The following is a 17,992-nucleotide window of genomic DNA, read 5'->3' on the forward strand; positions in this document are numbered from 1 at the left end:
AAAAACATTTGAAGAGTCATTGGGATTTAGACATGCGTGTAAAGTGTTTGATGAGAGTAAAAAGATATCTGATGAAGATATAAGATTTATACTTGATGCCGGAAGAAGAGCTCCATCGTCGTTCGGGATGGAAGCGTGGAAATTTTTGGTTGTTACAAACGAAGATTTAAAAGCAAAACTGAGACCTGCCTGCTGGAATCAGGCGCAAATAACCACTTGTTCGCATCTGGTAATTATTTTAGCAGGGATTGAGTCTGTAAAGCCTGAATCCGGAATTGTTGAAAAAAGATTTGCTAGACGTGATATGCCGCAAGAAAACCTAGAGTTTTACCTAAAACTATATTCGGATCATCTTGCAGAGACTCTAAGCAGTGATGAGAATATATATGCCTGGACAGCCAAGCAGACTGCATTTGCAGGAGCAAATATGATGAATGCTGCGGCGGTTAGAGGTATAGATTCTTGTCCGATAGAAGGTTTTGACAAAAATCAGGTCGAGGAGATTTTAAATATCGATAAAAAAAAGTATAGGCTCTCTATGATGATTCCGTTTGGATACAGGCTAAATGAGCAATCTACACAAGTAAGATTGGATTATGACGAGGTTGTTGAGTTTATTGACTAAACAATATTTTTTTACATTTGTTTTAGTTAAATACGTGTATCATTGAACATTACATGTTTATAAGGATTGAAAATATGAAACAGATTATTTACATATTACTTGCAAGTGCTATTGTATTTTCCGGATGTGCGACTAATAAAGGACCTGAATATGAGGGCAGGAATTATAATCAGATAAAAAGGTATGAAATAGGCACCGTTCTTGAATCCAGACCGGTAGTTATAACGGATGAGGGAAGCGGTAAGTTTTTTGGTGCAATTATTGGTACCGTATTGGGCTCTTTAGTCGGAAGAAGCAGCGGTAGAGTCCTTGCAACTTTAGGCGGAGGTATCGCCGGTTATTACGCAGGAAGTGAGATTGCAAAAGCAAACGGAGAAGAACTTACCATTAGAATGGATTATGATGAAGATATCGTTGTAGTAATCAAAGGAAATCGTTTTAAATCAGGGGATCGTGTAAAAATCATTATGGATAATAACAGAGTTGTTCAGGTTGATAGAGTTCAATAGCCTGATATGATATAATTTATTTAAACGCATTTTTGGGGAGTATTTTATGGATTTATCATATAATATCTTGATTGTAGATGACGTAAGCGACAATATCAAAGTTGCTATGAATATTCTAAAAGAGAGTAATTATAATTTCTCATTTGCCTTAAACGGCAAACAGGCATTGGAAATTGTTAAAAGTAAGAGTTTTGATTTGATTCTGCTGGATATCATGATGCCTGACCTTAACGGTTTTGATGTTATAAAAACTTTAAAAAAATCTCAAGTAACAAAAAATATCCCTATAATATTTTTGACCGCTAAAGCTGATATAGACTCTATAACAGAAGGCTTTCGCCTTGGTGCGGTAGATTATATAACCAAACCGTTTCATCCTTCAGAATTAATATCCAGAGTCTCTACGCATCTTGAGCTTTACAGAGCAAAAAAAGTGCTTGAACAAAATAACCTAGATCTAAATGTAAAAATAAAACATAACGAAACCAGATTATTATCAGAGCTCGAAGCAACCCAAAAAGAGATAATTTATCTACTTACTGAAGTAATGGAATCATCTTCAGATGAGACGGGAAGACACATTAAAAGAGTTGCTCATATATCAGAATTTTTAGCTAAACTGCACAATGCAATAGACGATGATGAAGCTTTAGTCATTAAAGACGCTTCTGCTCTTCATGACATTGGTAAAATCACTATAGACAGAGATATTTTACATAAACCTGGTAAGTTAACTGAAGAAGAGTTCTGTGCAATGAAAGAGCATACTACAAATGCCTACAATCTATTGAAAAATTCAAAAAGAAAACTTATTCAAGCCGGAGCTATTATTTCTCATCAGCATCATGAAAAATACAACGGAAAAGGTTATCCTCAGGGACTTAAGGGCGAAGAGATCCACATTTACGGAAGAATAGTTGCTCTTGCTGACGTTTTAGACGCCTTGACTCATAAAAGGATATATAAAGACTCTTGGAGTTTTGATGATGCAGCAAAGTATATTGTAGAGCATAAGGGAACGCAGTTTGACCCGTACTTGGTAGAACTTTTTGAAAATAATTTAGACGACTTTAAAGACATAATAGAAGCATAGAGTGAAATCTCTTTTATTACATTTATCATTTTTTGTTCTTATTACAACTTCATTACTCTCATCAGAACTTAAATTTACGCAGGATGAGCTTAGATGGATAAAAAATAATCCTGTTGTAAAGTTAGGGGCTGACTATAAATGGCCGCCTTTTGATTTTGTAGACAGTAACGGCAATCATACAGGTCTATCATCAGAATATATAAAACTTATATCAAAAAAAAGTGGATTAAAATTTAAAATATATCCTGGAGTTTGGTCGAATGTCTTGAATGATATGAAAGCCAAAAAATATGATGGACTTACTTGCGCAGTCGAGACTGATGAGAGAAAAAAATATCTTAGTTTCTCAAAAAATTATTTAAGTGTTCCTATGGTGATAATTACACTCTCAAATAATAATGATATAAAAACTATAGGAGACCTTACAAAGAAAAGTGTTTCAATAAACAGAGGCTCATACATTCACGAGTGGTTACAATCAAAATATCCAGATATAAAGCTCCATTTAACTAACTCAAATGAAGAGTCAATGGAAGCAGTTTCTTTTGGAAAAGCCGATGCATATGTGGGTAATTTGGCTGTTTCAACATACATCATGAATAAATATCTGTTGAATAATTTAAAGATAGTCTCTAAACTAAAAGATTTTACCACCTCAGTGAGTGTAGCCATAAACAAAGAGAACAAGGTTCTTTTTAGCATCATTCAAAAGAGCATAAAAAGCATTACCCCTCAAGAACATCAGAAATTAAAAAGCAAATGGAAAAAAAACTTTAATTTTGACCAAAAGGATTCACAATTAAACTTTTCTAAAAAACAAAGAGATTGGATAAAAAAACATTCTGTTGTCAAATATACAGGCGATCCGGATTGGCTCCCTTTTGAAGCTGTTAGTAAAAATAAGCAACATATAGGAATAGCGGCAGAGTATGTTAAAGAGATAGAAGAACAAACAGGCATAGAGTTTAAATATATTCCATATCCAACATGGTCAGATGCTATCAGCAATATAAAAAACTCCAACGTATCTATGATAGTTGAGACAACCGATTCCAAGTTGGATTTAGAATATACAAAACCATTTATAGCCAACTCGATTGTAATTGTAATGAATAAAGACACCAGATATATTGAAGATTTAAACATAATTGCAAATAAAAAAATTGCATTGATCAAAGACTATGGATATGTGCCAAAATTAAAACAAGAGTATAAAGATATTGATTTTTTTGAAGTAAATAATATAAAAGAGGGTTTAAGTGCCGTCTCAACAGGAAAGTATGATGCTTTGTTATGTACTTCGGCATTGAGCAGTTATGAGATTTCCGAGATGGGATTGCATAATATCGCAATAGTCGGTAAGACAACGATATCTACAGAGGTAGGATTTGGAGTTAGAAAAGAGTATAAACCTTTAGTTGGGATAATAAATATAGTATTACAAAATATTGATAAGAAAAAAAAGCATGATATTTTGATGAAGTGGACATATCAAAAATATGTAGAAAAAATTGACTATACACTTGTCTGGCAGATTGCTGCTATATTTGTATTTTTTATATCGGGAACGTTATATTGGAATAGAAAGTTATCTGTTGAGATTCATAAAAGAAAGTTGGCACAAGAAGAATTGTTTCAACTAAACAAAAAATTAAAAGAGGCCAAAGATATCGCAGTAAATGCAAATAAAGCAAAAACCGATTTTTTATCAAATATGAGTCATGAGATACGAACACCTATGAATGCTATTTTGGGTTTTGCAGAGTTGTTAGACAAAAAAGTAGAAGATAAAAAGTTAAAATCATTTGTAAAAACTATCCGTTCATCAGGGCAAACCTTACTATTTTTAATAAATGATATTTTGGACTTATCAAAAATAGAGTCGGGAAAACTGGAGTTAACAAAAAGTAGAGTGAGTTTACAAAACTTATGTGAAGATACTATTAATATCTTTAGTTTGCAAGCTGAACAAAAAGGTTTAAAGCTTACTTTAGAGATTGACAACGAGATGCCAAAAGCTATATTGGTTGATAAAATGAGATTAAACGAGATACTGATAAATCTTATAGGAAATGCAATAAAGTTTACACAAAACGGGTATGTAAAAGTGGTAGTCGTTATTAATGATGTTTATGATCACTCTAGTAAAGTTGATCTGACGATAAGAGTTGAAGACAGCGGTATAGGGATAGATAAGTCTGAGCATAATAAAATATTCAACATATTTGAACAGTCACAAAATCAAGATGTAAAAAAATACGGTGGAACAGGACTTGGACTAGCTATTTCTAAAAAGCTGTCAATATTGATGGGCGGTTCATTAAATGTTGAAAGTGAATTAGGTAAAGGAGCTGCTTTCATAGTCAGTCTAAAGAATATAGATATTGCATCTCTTAATGATGATGAGTGTTTTTCTAAATCAAGTATAGATTATTCTTCAATTGAGTTTGAAAGTGCAGTAATATTGGTGGTTGATGATGTCAATGAAAATAGAGGTTTAGTCAAAGAGAGTTTCGTTGGGACAAATATAAAAATACTTGAAGCGACAAACGGTAAGGTGGCTATAGACATTATTAAAGCTGAACATATTGATTTAGTTCTTATGGATATAAGGATGCCTGTAATGGACGGATATACTGCAACAAGGCTTGTAAAGGAATTCAGCAGAATCCCTATTATAGCTCTTACGGCATCTATAATGGAAGATGAACTTAAAAAATTAGAGGGTGAAAGGTTTGATGGGTATTTAAGAAAACCAATTTCAAAAAGTGAGCTTTTTAAAGAAATATCAAAATTTTTAAGTTTTAAAGAAGCTGCTTTAATACCAAAAAAGCAAGATGAAATCATTATTGATAACTTAGAAGATTTAAAAAACTTTTTAGATGCAGTAGAAGGTAAGTTAAAAGAGAGCTATTTACAAGCAAACAAAACAAATGATATAAACGCTATAGAAAACTTTGTAAAAGCATTATTGGAACTATCCTCTCAATACAATATAAAATATATGCTTGAGTATTCTAAAGAATTTATAGAAAAAATTGATTCATTTGAGATAGAAGCCATAAATCGAATGTTAGATGAATATGAAATTAAGATGAAAGATTTAAAATCTAAATTATAGTTTTAAAAACTACAGTATAATACGAAAAAATTTACAAAGGTCATTAAATGTCAACATATGTTTTTGGACACACAAATCCTGATTCTGATTCTATAGTTGGAGCTATCTCTCTTTCATATCTTAAAAATCAACTTGGTGAAGACTGTGTACCGACACGTCAAGGTGAAATTTCTCCTGAGACTGAGTTCATACTAAATAAATTCGGTGCACAAGTGCCTGAACTTAAGACTTCTTATGCAGGTGAAAATGTTTACATAGTTGATTTTTCTGATTTGGGTCAGGCTCCTGCGGATATTATGGATGCTACTATTTTAGGTATTTACGATCATCATAAACTCGGTGACCTGACTACTTCTACACCATTAGAGTGTTGGATCAGGCCTATAGGATGCTCAAACACTGTTATCAAAGAAGCGTATGATTACCATGGTGTTGAGATTCCAAAAAATATAGCCGGTATGATGTTATGTGCAATTTTGAGTGATACTGTAATTTTTAAATCTCCTACATGTACTAAGATAGATACAAAAGCAGTTAAAGAATTAGCTCAAATTGCTGGTATCGAAGATTATAAAGCTCTTGGCATGGAAATGTTTATTGTCAAATCAGCCGTACAAGGCGCAACTGCCCGCGAGTTGACTACACGTGACTATAAAGAGTTTGCGATGGGTAGTGAAAAACTTGGTGTAGGACAACTTGAAGTAGTCGATTTAAGTGTATTTGACGGGATGAAGGATGACCTCTTTGCCGATATGAAAAAGCTAAAAGAAGAGGGCAATCTTCACAGTGTAATCATCTTACTAACAGATATTATGAAAGAAGGTTCACAGCTTCTAGTAGTCAGTGATGATGAGAGTAAAATCGAGAGTGCGTTTAACTGTAAGTTAGAAGATTCGCAAGTATGGCTAGACGGAGTTCTTAGCCGTAAGAAACAGGTAATTCCCTTCTTACAGCCACAATTTTAATTACTGAATTATAAATCTATTAAAATAAACTTCTTCTATCTCTCCGTCGGAGAGGTAGTCGTTCATACTCTTAACCAGTTCTTTTTTCATTTTTGTATTAGCAACAGAAGCATTTTCACTATTTGAGATTGTACTAACGACAGCGCTTCGTAACGCATCACCTTTATCAAGAATCTCCTGTTCTACATTTTTACCGCTTAGCCAGTCATTACCTTTGTTTTCTTTATACTTGAGAGATATATTTATAGTCAGTTGTCTGTCTCCGGAAATATTAAGAGTAAAATCGCCTAAATTAGCCATATTTCCATCTTTGATTTTTACTGTTGTAGTGTAATATCTTTCTTTTGCCAGTTGCTCTTTTGCAGCAGATGTCACAAGTGAGTTACGTATAGTGGTGTCTTTTTGATCATATTTTTTTAGATTGGTAAAACTAGATTTAGATACTCCATATGCAAGTAGTAATATTACAATAAGTGCAATAATAATCCAGATTATAATTTTTATAATTTTTTCAAACACTACCAGCTCCTATTCAACATATAAGTATCGTTTTATTTTTTTAGTCGGCGTCTTTATAAAAGGCTCTATCTGTTCAACAAATTTATTTACTTTAGAAAAAGATGAAACTTGCGAATTGACTTCAACTCTTAACTCTTCTAAGAAGTTTGTTATTTCTTCTTTTATTTTAGCATCTGAAACTTTATTTGCCTTAAACATCTTATCTATCATTTCATAGTCTAAGTGTACTCTTGCTATTAATTTTGAATCTTGTTCCATTACAAGAGAATCAAGAACAGCTTCATTTTGGTTTATAATAGCTTCTATCTGTTCAGGATATATATTTTCACCGCCTGAACCTATGATGACATTTTTACTGCGTCCACTGATAAATAAAAAGCCGTCTTCATCCATGTAGCCCAAATCTCCGGTTAAAAACCATCCGTCTTCCATGACTTCTTTTGTCTTTTCCTCATCTTTGTAGTATCCCAACATTACACTGGGAGATTTTACTATAATCTCTCCCTCTCCCGTAACAGCGTCTTTGTCTTTTATCTTTACGGTAACTCCATAAAAAGGCGTTCCTGTAGATCTTACTTTAACTATGCCGTCTATAACAGAACCTCCTGCAATAAGAGGAGAAGTCTCAGTCAGGCCGTAGCCTATGATATAAGGAAATTCAGCTTCCATTAGAAACTGCTCCACAAATGGGGAGAGGGCCGCTCCTCCAATACCAAAGAACCTGACTCTTCCGCCAAAAGTTTCTATAAGTTTTTTGCCGGCAGCACGATTTAATATTTTTCTAAAGAAAGGTATTTTATATAGATATTTTAAAATGAAAGAGCTGTTAAATTTAGCTAATACTTTGTTTTTATAGATTTTTTCTATAATAAGAGGAACGCTTAGCATCATAGTAGGTTTAACAACATTAAATGCTTTTAAAAGAACACTCGGAGTAGGTGCCTTATCTATGTAGTAAACACTGCTGCCGTGAAGTATCGGTACTATGAGACCGACTGTACACTCTAGTGTATGAGCCAGAGGAAGTATAGATAAAAATACATCGCTCTTAAGTATTGATATTTTTGAAAACGATGAAAGAGCATTTGTGACAAGGTTCTTGTGTGAGAGCATTACGCCTTTTGAATGTCCAGTTGTTCCGGAAGTGTAGATTATTGCCGCTAAATCATCTTCTTTTGGTTTGGTTATTTTAGTAGAAAAATTTGGCACTTTTTCTAAAGAAGCAAGGCTTTGCTTCAGCTGAGATAAATAGCTTTTATTACTGATATTCTCAATAATCTCAAGTTTTTCCAGATTTATTACAATTTGCATATCCAGATCATTTGCATCTTCAATAGTCGATAAAAATTTATCTGATACAAATACGGCTTTAGCTTCTGAGTGCTTAATAATATGAACTACATCAGAAGGATGAAAATCAGGAAGAATCGGAACGATAACCCCGCCGAAGTAAGTTACCGAGAAGTATGCAACTGCCCAGTTGGGCATATTTTCACTAAGCAGAGCAACTTTGTCGCCTTTAGAAATTCCACTCTTTTGAAGTAGTTCAACCGTTTGGAGAACTTTATCATTCAGTTGATTGTAGTTGATAGCATCTTCTCCTACTTTAGCTAAAGCAGGTTCCTCTCCATACAGGCTTACTGACCTTTCAAACAGTTTTGGAAGCGTGAAATTTTCTAAATTATCATAGGGGTAATTCATACATAATCTCTTATTTTGGAAGTATTTAGTATTATTATACAGATAAAAGGTTAAATTTTGAGTAGAAGAAATAAAAACAAACAACCAAAACAAAATACTATAACATTCAGTGAAAAAGATTTTTTGCCAACAACTAGGGCAGAGATGGATTTATTGGGCTGGGATCAGTGTGATGTAATTTTAGTTAGCGGAGATGCGTATATAGATTCTCCGTTTATCGGTGTGGCAATGGTCGGTCGGATGCTTGAACGTCTTGGTTACAGAGTAGGTATGATAGGTCAGCCTGATATAAAGAGTGCAGATGATATTTCTCGTTTAGGCGAACCTCGACTATATTGGGGAGTAAGCGGTGGCAGTGTTGACAGCATGGTGTCAAACTATACAGCAACAAAAAAGTTTAGAAATACCGATGATTATACTCCAGGTGGGAAAAACGATAAAAGACCTGACCGCGCCTTGAGTGTTTACTGCAATCTTATACGCAGATATTTTAAAGATACGGTTCCTTTGGTTTTAGGAGGCATTGAAGCCAGTCTTAGACGAGTGAGCCATTATGATTACTGGCAAAACAAACTGAAAAAACCGATTCTTTTTGACTCAAAAGCAGATATCCTAATATACGGAATGGGTGAAATAGCACTGGAACAGCTTACAAAGGCTATAGATGAGGGTAATGACTACGGTGATATAAGAGGTCTGTGTTATATATCTAAAGAGCCAAATTATGAATATATACAGCTTCCATCTCATCAAGAGTGTTTAGATGATAAGGAGAAGTATATAGACCTGTTTGATGATTTTTACGATAATAATGATCCAATAAGTGCAAAAGGACTTTGTCAGAGAGTTGATAATCGCTTTTTAATCCAAAACCCTCCATGTGACTACTTGGATGAACAGGAGATGGATGCCAACTCGAACCTGCCTTTTACAAGAGAACTTCACCCTTACTATGCAAAAATGGGTAAAGTAAAATGTCTTGAGACTATTAAATTTTCCATTATGACCCATCATGGATGCTGGGGAGAATGTAATTTCTGTGCAATAGGCGTGCATCAGGGTCGTACTATCAGAACTCGCAGTGAAGATAATATTTTAAATGAAGCCAGAGAGTTTAACAAGTACAAAGACTACAAAGGCATTATATCTGACGTTGGAGGACCAACTGCCAACATGTACGGATATGAGTGTGGTAAAAAACTTAAAAAAGGTACTTGTGATGATATCCGCTGTGTAGATGCTGATAGACTCTGTAAGGTGATGCACGTAGATCACGGAAGAAATATAAACCTTCTTAGAAAAGTCAGAGAAGTAGAAGGTGTAAGAAAAGCGTTTATAGCATCCGGAGTCAGGTATGACCTTATTACAGCAGATAAAAAACATGGATATTCTTACCTTAAAGAGATGGTTAAACACCATATATCCGGTCAGTTGAAAGTTGCCCCTGAACATACACAACAACACGTACTTGAACTTATGGGTAAACCAGGTAAGGAAACACTTGTAGATTTTAAAAAGATGTATGACAGACTGAATAAAGAAGAGGGTAAAAATCAATTTCTTACTTACTATCTTATTGCCGCACACCCTGGATGTGAAGAAAAAGATATGCATGAGTTAAAAAGATTTACTACAGATGAACTTAAGATGAACCCTGAGCAGGCTCAAGTCTTTACTCCTACTCCAAGTACATACTCAGCAGTAATGTATTATACAGAACTAGATCCAAAGACGCGTAAGAAGATATTTGTTGAAAAAGATACAAAGCGAAAAGAGAAACAAAAACAGATAGTAGTGAAAAAAGATTGTTTTACTAGTGGGTTTGCCTCGTAAAAAAGTCAATGATTATATTTTTTTCTTGAGTTATCTCTTTAAGATATTCGTCGTATGTCTTATCCTCTTTCATCAGATACTTAATCAGGTAGTCTTGTGAAGCATGTATTCCATATCTGGCTTCTATACTACGCAATCTTTTATAAAGAGGTTTTATTTCTCTTATCGCTTTTTTTGGAGCTGCATGACGAATTGATAAATATCCGTAAGGTTCTCTGCTTATGGGATGATATTTTGTCTCAAAAAATGTTTTTACCCAGTAGTGACGCCCGTCTTTTGCTTTATTTTTGACAATCATTGTGATGTTTTCATTCTTTTTAAGCCTATCCCACATCAGTTTAAACATAACCTTTGGCATGTCAGGATGACGAATAATATTGTGTGGGGAGCCGTGAAGTTCTTCTTTTGAGTAGCCGCTTACTTCACTAAAATAGCGATTGCTATATTGAATGTTTCCTTTGAGGTCCGTCGTACTTAAAATGCATTTTACACTGTCAAGTTCGATTTTACCCGCACCATCATCATCTTTGCTCAATGCCATAACAACTCCTAGTGTATTAATGTACAACCATTATTTGTCTAAATTCTAGGATGTTTTTTCTTAAATAAAATTATATAATGTTAATTAAAAAAAACAATTAAAGAATAAATTATAATAGGTTGCTTTATGTTATTGTTGTTGAAAAATCATTTTAATTTATACAATATGACTAAATAGGACAACTAAACGACAAATTTTATTTACAATGCATAGTGTAGTACTTATATGGAGAATATTTTGAATTTAGAGATTATAAATAAGATTCGTAAGTTTGGTAAAACTATGAGTGTTTTGTATGTTGAGGATGAAGAAACTGTAAGACAGCAAGTCGGTAGAATGCTTAGTAGGATATTTGATGATTTAGATTTGGCTTGTGATGGTGCCGAAGCACTGTATAAATATGAGAATAAGGATTATGATTTAGTGATTACTGACCTTAGTATGCCAAATATGGATGGCGATACACTAACCAGTATAATAAGGGAAAATAATTTAAATCAGGCAATTATTGTAATTACAGCTAATCAAAATATTGAACAGATTTTAAGTTTGGTAGAAAATGGCATTTCCGGATATATCTTAAAGCCAATAGACACTGAGAAAATGTTTAAACAAATTTATGACACAGTACAGAATATATATGCTGATAAGACAATTAAATATCATAATAAAATAATGAGAGATAAATTAAAAAATAACAGCACAACGACAAATGATTTCAAAGATATTGATCACATAACAAATCTTTTTAACTACTCTCACCTGATAGACACACTAAGTGAAAATACTGAAAAGTTTGCTTTATTAATAAATATAAATGGATTTAAGTTAATAAACGAAGGATATTCTTATGAGCATGGGAATGATTTTTTACTTCAATTTGCGACTATTTTAAAAGATGAATCAAGAAAGTATGATTATACAGCCTTTAGAGTTTCTGGAGACAATTTTTTGCTTCTTAAAAATGAAATTAATATGAGCTGTAGCGAACTAGAGATAGAAGCTATAAAAATGTGCAAATCAATTGAGCAGCAAAAAATAAACATGATTGAAATGAAAAATATTGATTTGCAGCTTACCATGGCAATAGGTAAAGGTAAAGGAAGAATTTTAGATAATTTATATAAGACTCTTGAATATGCAAAGAAAAATTTCTTAAAATATGCAATGATTAAAGATATTCCTGACAGTTCTCAAGTAGCTATGGATATCATGAAAGTAAAAAAACTACTTCAGACAAGTTTAGATGATGATTTGCTGGTTCCATTTTTTCAACCGATTGTTGATAAAAGTGGTGAAGTTAGGCATGAAGTGTTGATGAGAATTAGAGACACTTTACACGAAAATAAATATATAACGCCAATTTCATTTTTACAAATTGCCAAAGATCATAATTATTACAATGAAATGTCAAAAGTAGTCATACTAAAAGCAATAGACTATGCGATTAAAACAAAGGGAACTTTTTCGTTGAATTTTTCATATCAAGATATGAGAAACAATGATTTTTTAGATACTTTAGAAGATGTGATTGTTAAAAATAATTTGGGCAGTAAATTGATCTTTGAGATTGTTGAAAGTGATATTATAGATGATATGGATGTTGTTAATAGTTTTTTAAAAAGATTCAAAAGGTTAGGTGTTTTGGTAGCTATAGATGATTTTGGAAGCGGATATTCAAATTTTTCATATATATTTAATATTAACCCTGATTTTATAAAACTTGACGGCTCAATCGTTAAAGATATCTTAACGGATGAAAAAATGTATTTCTTTGTTGAGACTATGATTAAATTTGCACACAGATTTAACATAAAAGTAATCGCAGAATATGTTAGTTCAGAAGAGATATATATGGAGTTAATGAAGTTAGATGTAGATGCAATGCAAGGATACTATTTAGGCCATCCAGCTGAAAAAATAAGTGAGAAATCATATGCATAGTAATTTAAGAGATATAGAGTTTGAATGTTTAAATTCAATTGGAAATTCTTTTGAACTTGAGAGTATGATCTCTGAAATCATGATTACATATTACCGTCAAACGAAAGCTATATACGCTTGTTACTGTACGAATCAAGAAAGTGACAATGTCCTTATTAATATAGGTGAAGTTTACAAAGCCGATTTTGATAGAACAAAACTAAAAGAAAAGAAATGTTTTAGTTATAAAGATAATCAATACGGTGTAGTAATATTACCCTTAAAAATAGGTTATTTAACTTTTGTATATAAAGATAAAGAAAGTGATATGGAATATTTATTATCTCTAATAAGTAAATTTCAACAAAAGATTAATTTTGCAATCAGTGCTTGTATAGGGGTAGAACAATTAGAAAACTTCAATAAAGAACTTGAGATAAAAGTTGAAGAATCGGTTAAAAAGATTTCTGAACATGAAAAACTTTTATTAGTTAGGTCCAAAAATGTTGTTATGGGCGAAATGATAGAGATGATAGCCCATCAATGGAGACAACCTGTTACCACTATAGGTATGATATCAAATAACGTTATTTTAAATATGTTACTTGATGAACTTGATACGGAGATTTTAAAAGAAGATTTAGAAGGGATAAATAAACAAGTTAAATATCTCTCAGATACCATTGATGATTTTAGAAACTTTTTTAAAGAGAGCAAAAAAGAAGAAGAGTTTATTTTAAGTGATGTCATAGAAAATAGTATATCAATTTTGGAAAAACAATTCAGCAAGGCCCAAATAGACTTGACGTTTGAAGATAACAGTCCAAATACCACGCTCAATACATTTAAAAGTGAATTAATACAAGCACTTATAAATATAATTTCAAATGCGAAAGAAGCTTTTTCTCCAGATGTACAAAATAAACACCTAAAGGTTGCTTGTCATAAAGATGAAGAAAATGTTTATATAACAATTGCGGATAATGCAGGCGGTATTAAAAGTGATGTAATAGAGAAAATATTTGACCCGTATTTTTCTACAAAAAAACAAAAAAATGGAACCGGTTTGGGATTATATGTTTGTAAAATAATTATTTGCGAGCATTTAAAAGGTGATTTAAGCGTAGAAAATATAGACAATGGAGCTACATTTAAAATCACATTACCACTAAAAAGTGAGCCAATAGATAAATGATGAACTTTAAAAAACTGCAGTATATATGCGAATAATGTAGAAAATGGCGCTGAATTTACACTAAATATACAAGGAGTTGTTAATGGATAAAGATACTGTTCTTAAGCTTCGTAAGCTTTGTCTCGGGTTAAAGGTTTTGTATGTTGAAGATGATGAAAATATTTCAAAGCAGCTTCATAGGATTTTAGAAAAAATATTTAAGAATATTGACATAGAAATAAACGGTAAAGATGGGTTGGCAAAGTATGAAGAAGCTCATCATGATATCGTAATTACAGATATATCAATGCCAATGATGAATGGTATAGAGATGTCACACAAGATAAAAAAAATAAATGAAAATCAAGTAATTATAGTTACGTCTGCTCACAGTGAACTAAAATATATGACTAGGCTGATTGATATAGGTGTAAACAAATTTATTCTTAAGCCTATTGATCTGAACAGTTTTTTAGAACTACTCGCTAAAACTGCTATAAAAATTTTTAAAGACAAAAAGGAAAATATATTACTTAATCAGAAAATAAAAGATAATGTATTTAGTGGTATGAATAACCCAATTGCAATCATTGATGAAAATAGATTAAAATATGTAAATGAAGTTTTTAAAGAAAATTTTTTAAAAGATTCTGACGGTGATATAGATGAGTTTAAAATAGGTCGTATATTTAGAGATAAAGAGATGAAGCTTCTTAAAAATCAAGATATAGTAAAACGTATTATTGGTTTAGATAGAGTGTACGAAATTATGCACATAGGTTCAAAAATATACAAGGCATATAAGATTGATGTACTTAAAACAGATGAAGGAAAAAATCAATATTTGTTAAATTTTGTAAATATTGATTTTGTAATTAATAATTTGGAAAAATCTAGTATTAATGGTATGAAAGTATTTAAAACAAGAAAAGATTTTATTGAAAAATTACACACTGTCTATAATGATGATAATAGTTACAGTGTTTTTTGCTTTGGTCTTAAAAATATACAAGAATATATAAAAGAGTATGGCGCAAAACAGATGAATTTTATCAATAGCAAACTCTCTGTAAATGTTAAACAAGAGTTTAATGAGTATATAAAAAAGGAAAAAGTTAATATATATCTTTTTGATACAAACAGGTACATATTGATGGCAAATGTAGATATCAATGACCAAGTCAGTAACAGCTTAAAAAGTTTTGGAAAAAATTATAAATGCAATAAAGGAAGAGAACTAAGTTTGAATTTGGACTTTTTAGTAGAAAATATAGATAGAGAGTTGTCTGTAAAAGATATTATTGATAATACAGAAGCAATGATATACATGCTTAAGGAGTAGAAAATGTCAGTTAAAAAGATAGGTCTGCAATTAATATATGTATATATAAAAAGGAGATACGGTTATGGAAGTAGAGATAATAAAACAAATTAGAGAATACTCTAAAACAATGACTATACTATATGTGGAAGATGAACCTACAATACGAGACGAAGTGACAAGAGCATTAAAAAAAATATTTAAAAGTGTTGATGTTGCCGCAAACGGTCAAGAGGGATTAAAACTGTACAATGAATCAAAATACGATATTGTCTTAACGGATATTGAGATGCCTATTATGGACGGTATAGAGATGATGAGGCAAATCAAGGCTATTAATAAGAAGCAGATTGTTGCTATATCATCAGCATATGATAGCCCAAAATATCTTTTAGAGTTAATAGAACAGGGTGTCGATATGTTTATATTAAAACCATTTGATTTAAACAGTTTTTTTGAAAGCATTCATAAGTTGATAAAAAATAAACACGACAACAACAAAGTAGAAGAACTTGAAAAACAGATAAACGAAGAACTCGATATTGAGAAAATGCTGTTGTATTCAACACTCTCTTCTTAACATTGCTGACAACATTTAAGATTTTAACTCGGCAAAACTTTTATGATATAATCATTACATGAATAATTTGGAATTTGACATAGAAAAATATAAATATCAGATATCAAAATTAAAACAATATACCAAGAATATGAGTATATTGATAGCTGAAGATCATGTAGTTGTACATGATAGTTTAAAAAAAATATTAAGTTCATTATTTGCAAGTGTCGGCTCTGCGTATGACGGTAAAGAGGCTCTTGCCTTATATAAAGAAAAATATGAACAAAATGAGGCATACAATATTGTATTGAGTGATATTGCAATGCCTAATATTGACGGCGTCGAGTTGATAAGAATAATAAAAGAGATAAATCCCTCGCAGGATGTTATTGTTTTATCAGCACATAAAGAAGTAGATTATCTGTTAGAGTTCATAAACCTCGGTGTTCGCCGTTTTATACCGAAACCAGTGGCGTTAGATGTATTTTTAGATGAACTTTCTTTAGTATGTATGGATATATACAGGCAAAATGGATTGTTAAATATTATAAACCTATCTAGCGATATTATTTATAATAAAGAAGAAAAAGTTTTGTATCTAAAAAGTTCTCCAGTAATTTTAAGTGCATATGAAAACCTGATAGTTGAAAAACTGATTTCAAAATTAAATTTAAGTGTTTCGATTGATGAGATAGTAAATCATCTTTATATGTATTCAAAAGATGTAAATCCGCAAAATATTAGAAAATCAATGTATAGATTAAGACAAAAACTTCCAAGCGAGTTTATTCAAAGTGTACATGGTGTAGGATATAGAATAGTACAGCAAGTAGATAGTATATAACTATGAACCTAAAACAACTCTCCATTGCATATGAATGTTTAGATTCTATTGGAAATTCACTCGAATTTAACAGTATGGTTTTTGAGATTTTGTGTACTTTTTCTCATAAAACAAATGCGCTTGGGTCTTATTATTACTCCAATAATGCGGATAATGAGCCTATTTTAAAGCTTGGTGTTAATAGTGATTTTAGATTTAACAGAGAAAATGTAAAAGACCAAAGCTATATCATAGAAGATTATAAAGAATTTCGTATAATTATTTTGCCTCTAAGGTATGGATACCTGGAATTTGTATATAAAGAGAGTGATGAATCAGTGGAAGAATATGCTGTTATGTTCGGCGGGTTTCAAAATAAAATCAATATAGCAATAGCGTCTTGCAGCGGAGTTGAGCGTTTAGAGATGTTAAATGAAGATTTGGAAGCCAGTATTGAGAGTTCGGTCAATAAACTGAAACATCATGAGAAGATGCTAATAGCACAATCAAAACAGGCAACTATGGGAGAAATGATTGAGATGATAGCTCATCAGTGGAGGCAGCCTATAACCGCTATAGGTATGATCTCAAACTCCATTATGTTTGATTTGGTATTGGATGAGTTAGACAAGGAAGATTTAAAAACACAGCTTGAAGAGGTAAATAAGCAAATTGATTTTTTGTCAAATACAATCGATGATTTTAGAAACTTTTTTAAAGAAGGCAAAGTAAAAGAACGCCTCTCTCTTAACAGCCTCATCAATAGGGTTATTAATTTAGTACAAAAACAATATGATAATGCTCGTATAAAAATCATACAAGAGAATATAAATCAAGATATTTATATAGATGTATTAAAAAATGAACTTATGCAGGCTATGTTAAATATTTTTAACAACTCATATGACGCATTTATTGAGATGTTAGATAGCGAAATAAATAAGACTTTAAATATTGGCTGGAATATAAATAATGAGCGCATTGAGGTTTATATTAAAGATAATGCGGGCGGTATTAAAGAAGAAATCATTTCCAGTATATTTGAACCTTATTTCTCAACCAAAAATGAAAGAAACGGCACAGGACTTGGTCTTTATATATCAAAAATAATAATAACAGAACATCTCGGCGGTGATATACGTGTACAAAACATCGATGCAGGCAGTATGTTTACGATAGTTTTGCCGTTGAACGAAACTGATGATGTCAAAGACTAAAACAATAAATAAGTGTTTTTTTCAATACTAAGCCGTATTTAATGCAAAAATTGTTCCAACTCTTA

At 31.8% G+C, this 17,992-nt stretch carries 15 protein-coding genes; 12 read left to right on the forward strand and 3 right to left on the reverse strand.

What is annotated here, in order from left to right; genetic code table 11:
• The 5 genes from ABYK18_RS03535 to ABYK18_RS03555 all read left to right on the forward strand — a co-directional run.
• Positions 1-625: NAD(P)H-dependent oxidoreductase (locus ABYK18_RS03535; protein ID WP_373035254.1), on the forward strand; the 625-nt coding region annotated here is incomplete at its 5' end.
• A gap of 74 nt (positions 626-699) precedes the next feature.
• Positions 700-1,134, forward strand: a complete 435-nt coding sequence (locus tag ABYK18_RS03540) for a glycine zipper 2TM domain-containing protein (RefSeq protein WP_373035255.1) — start codon at positions 700-702, stop codon at positions 1,132-1,134.
• 46 nt (positions 1,135-1,180) lie between these two features.
• Positions 1,181-2,227 carry a response regulator gene (locus ABYK18_RS03545; RefSeq protein ID WP_373035256.1) on the forward strand — a complete coding sequence of 349 codons (1,047 nt, stop codon included), beginning with the start codon at positions 1,181-1,183 and terminating at the stop codon, positions 2,225-2,227.
• A 1-nt stretch (position 2,228) separates the two neighbouring features.
• Positions 2,229-5,348 carry a transporter substrate-binding domain-containing protein gene (locus ABYK18_RS03550; RefSeq protein WP_373035257.1) on the forward strand — a complete coding sequence of 1,040 codons (3,120 nt, stop codon included), beginning with the start codon at positions 2,229-2,231 and terminating at the stop codon, positions 5,346-5,348.
• Between the two features lie 47 nt (positions 5,349-5,395).
• Positions 5,396-6,313 carry a manganese-dependent inorganic pyrophosphatase gene (locus ABYK18_RS03555; protein WP_373035258.1) on the forward strand — a complete coding sequence of 306 codons (918 nt, stop codon included), beginning with the start codon at positions 5,396-5,398 and terminating at the stop codon, positions 6,311-6,313.
• Here ABYK18_RS03555 and fliL read toward each other — a convergent pair whose 3' ends face one another.
• Positions 6,314-6,832 (reverse strand): flagellar basal body-associated protein FliL, encoded by a 519-nt coding sequence (fliL, locus tag ABYK18_RS03560; RefSeq protein ID WP_373035259.1) that lies wholly within the window; start codon positions 6,830-6,832, stop codon positions 6,314-6,316.
• 9 nt (positions 6,833-6,841) lie between these two features.
• On the reverse strand, positions 6,842-8,533 hold the full coding sequence (locus ABYK18_RS03565; RefSeq protein WP_373035260.1) for an AMP-binding protein: 1,692 nt from the start codon (positions 8,531-8,533) through the stop codon (positions 6,842-6,844).
• Positions 8,534-8,632: 99 nt separating this feature from the next.
• On the opposite strand from ABYK18_RS03565, the gene ABYK18_RS03570 reads away from it, so the two are divergent.
• On the forward strand, positions 8,633-10,366 hold the full coding sequence (locus ABYK18_RS03570; RefSeq protein WP_373035539.1) for a YgiQ family radical SAM protein: 1,734 nt from the start codon (positions 8,633-8,635) through the stop codon (positions 10,364-10,366).
• Here ABYK18_RS03570 and ABYK18_RS03575 read toward each other — a convergent pair.
• Positions 10,347-10,907: a PAS domain-containing protein gene (locus ABYK18_RS03575; RefSeq protein WP_373035261.1), complete on the reverse strand. Its 561-nt coding sequence runs from the start codon at positions 10,905-10,907 to the stop codon at positions 10,347-10,349. The two genes, ABYK18_RS03570 and ABYK18_RS03575, sit on opposite strands and share 20 nt — an antisense overlap.
• 237 nt (positions 10,908-11,144) lie before the next feature.
• Here ABYK18_RS03575 and ABYK18_RS03580 point away from each other — a divergent pair, with 237 nt between their 5' ends.
• The 6 genes from ABYK18_RS03580 to ABYK18_RS03605 all read left to right on the forward strand — a co-directional run bounded on the left by ABYK18_RS03580 (position 11,145) and on the right by ABYK18_RS03605 (position 17,927).
• Complete coding sequence (locus ABYK18_RS03580; protein WP_373035262.1) at positions 11,145-12,851, forward strand: EAL domain-containing protein; 1,707 nt, start codon at positions 11,145-11,147, stop codon at positions 12,849-12,851.
• On the forward strand, positions 12,844-14,025 hold the full coding sequence (locus ABYK18_RS03585) for a sensor histidine kinase (RefSeq protein ID WP_373035263.1): 1,182 nt from the start codon (positions 12,844-12,846) through the stop codon (positions 14,023-14,025). Before ABYK18_RS03580 ends, ABYK18_RS03585 begins: the two co-directional genes overlap by 8 nt.
• 82 nt (positions 14,026-14,107) lie before the next feature.
• Positions 14,108-15,346 (forward strand): response regulator transcription factor, encoded by a 1,239-nt coding sequence (locus ABYK18_RS03590; protein ID WP_373035264.1) that lies wholly within the window; start codon positions 14,108-14,110, stop codon positions 15,344-15,346.
• Positions 15,347-15,410: 64 nt separating this feature from the next.
• Positions 15,411-15,905: a response regulator gene (locus ABYK18_RS03595; protein ID WP_373035265.1), complete on the forward strand. Its 495-nt coding sequence runs from the start codon at positions 15,411-15,413 to the stop codon at positions 15,903-15,905.
• Between the two features lie 58 nt (positions 15,906-15,963).
• The gene (locus ABYK18_RS03600) at positions 15,964-16,731 is read left to right on the forward strand and encodes a response regulator transcription factor (RefSeq protein WP_373035266.1); all 768 of its coding nucleotides are present in this window, start codon (positions 15,964-15,966) and stop codon (positions 16,729-16,731) included.
• A 2-nt stretch (positions 16,732-16,733) separates the two neighbouring features.
• Positions 16,734-17,927, forward strand: coding sequence for a sensor histidine kinase (locus ABYK18_RS03605; RefSeq protein ID WP_373035267.1), 1,194 nt, complete (start codon positions 16,734-16,736; stop codon positions 17,925-17,927).
• The last annotated feature ends 65 nt before the right edge of the window (positions 17,928-17,992 follow it).

Origin of the sequence: Sulfurimonas sp., assembly GCF_041563495.1 — a bacterium.
Classification (GTDB): Bacteria; Campylobacterota; Campylobacteria; order Campylobacterales; family Sulfurimonadaceae; genus Sulfurimonas.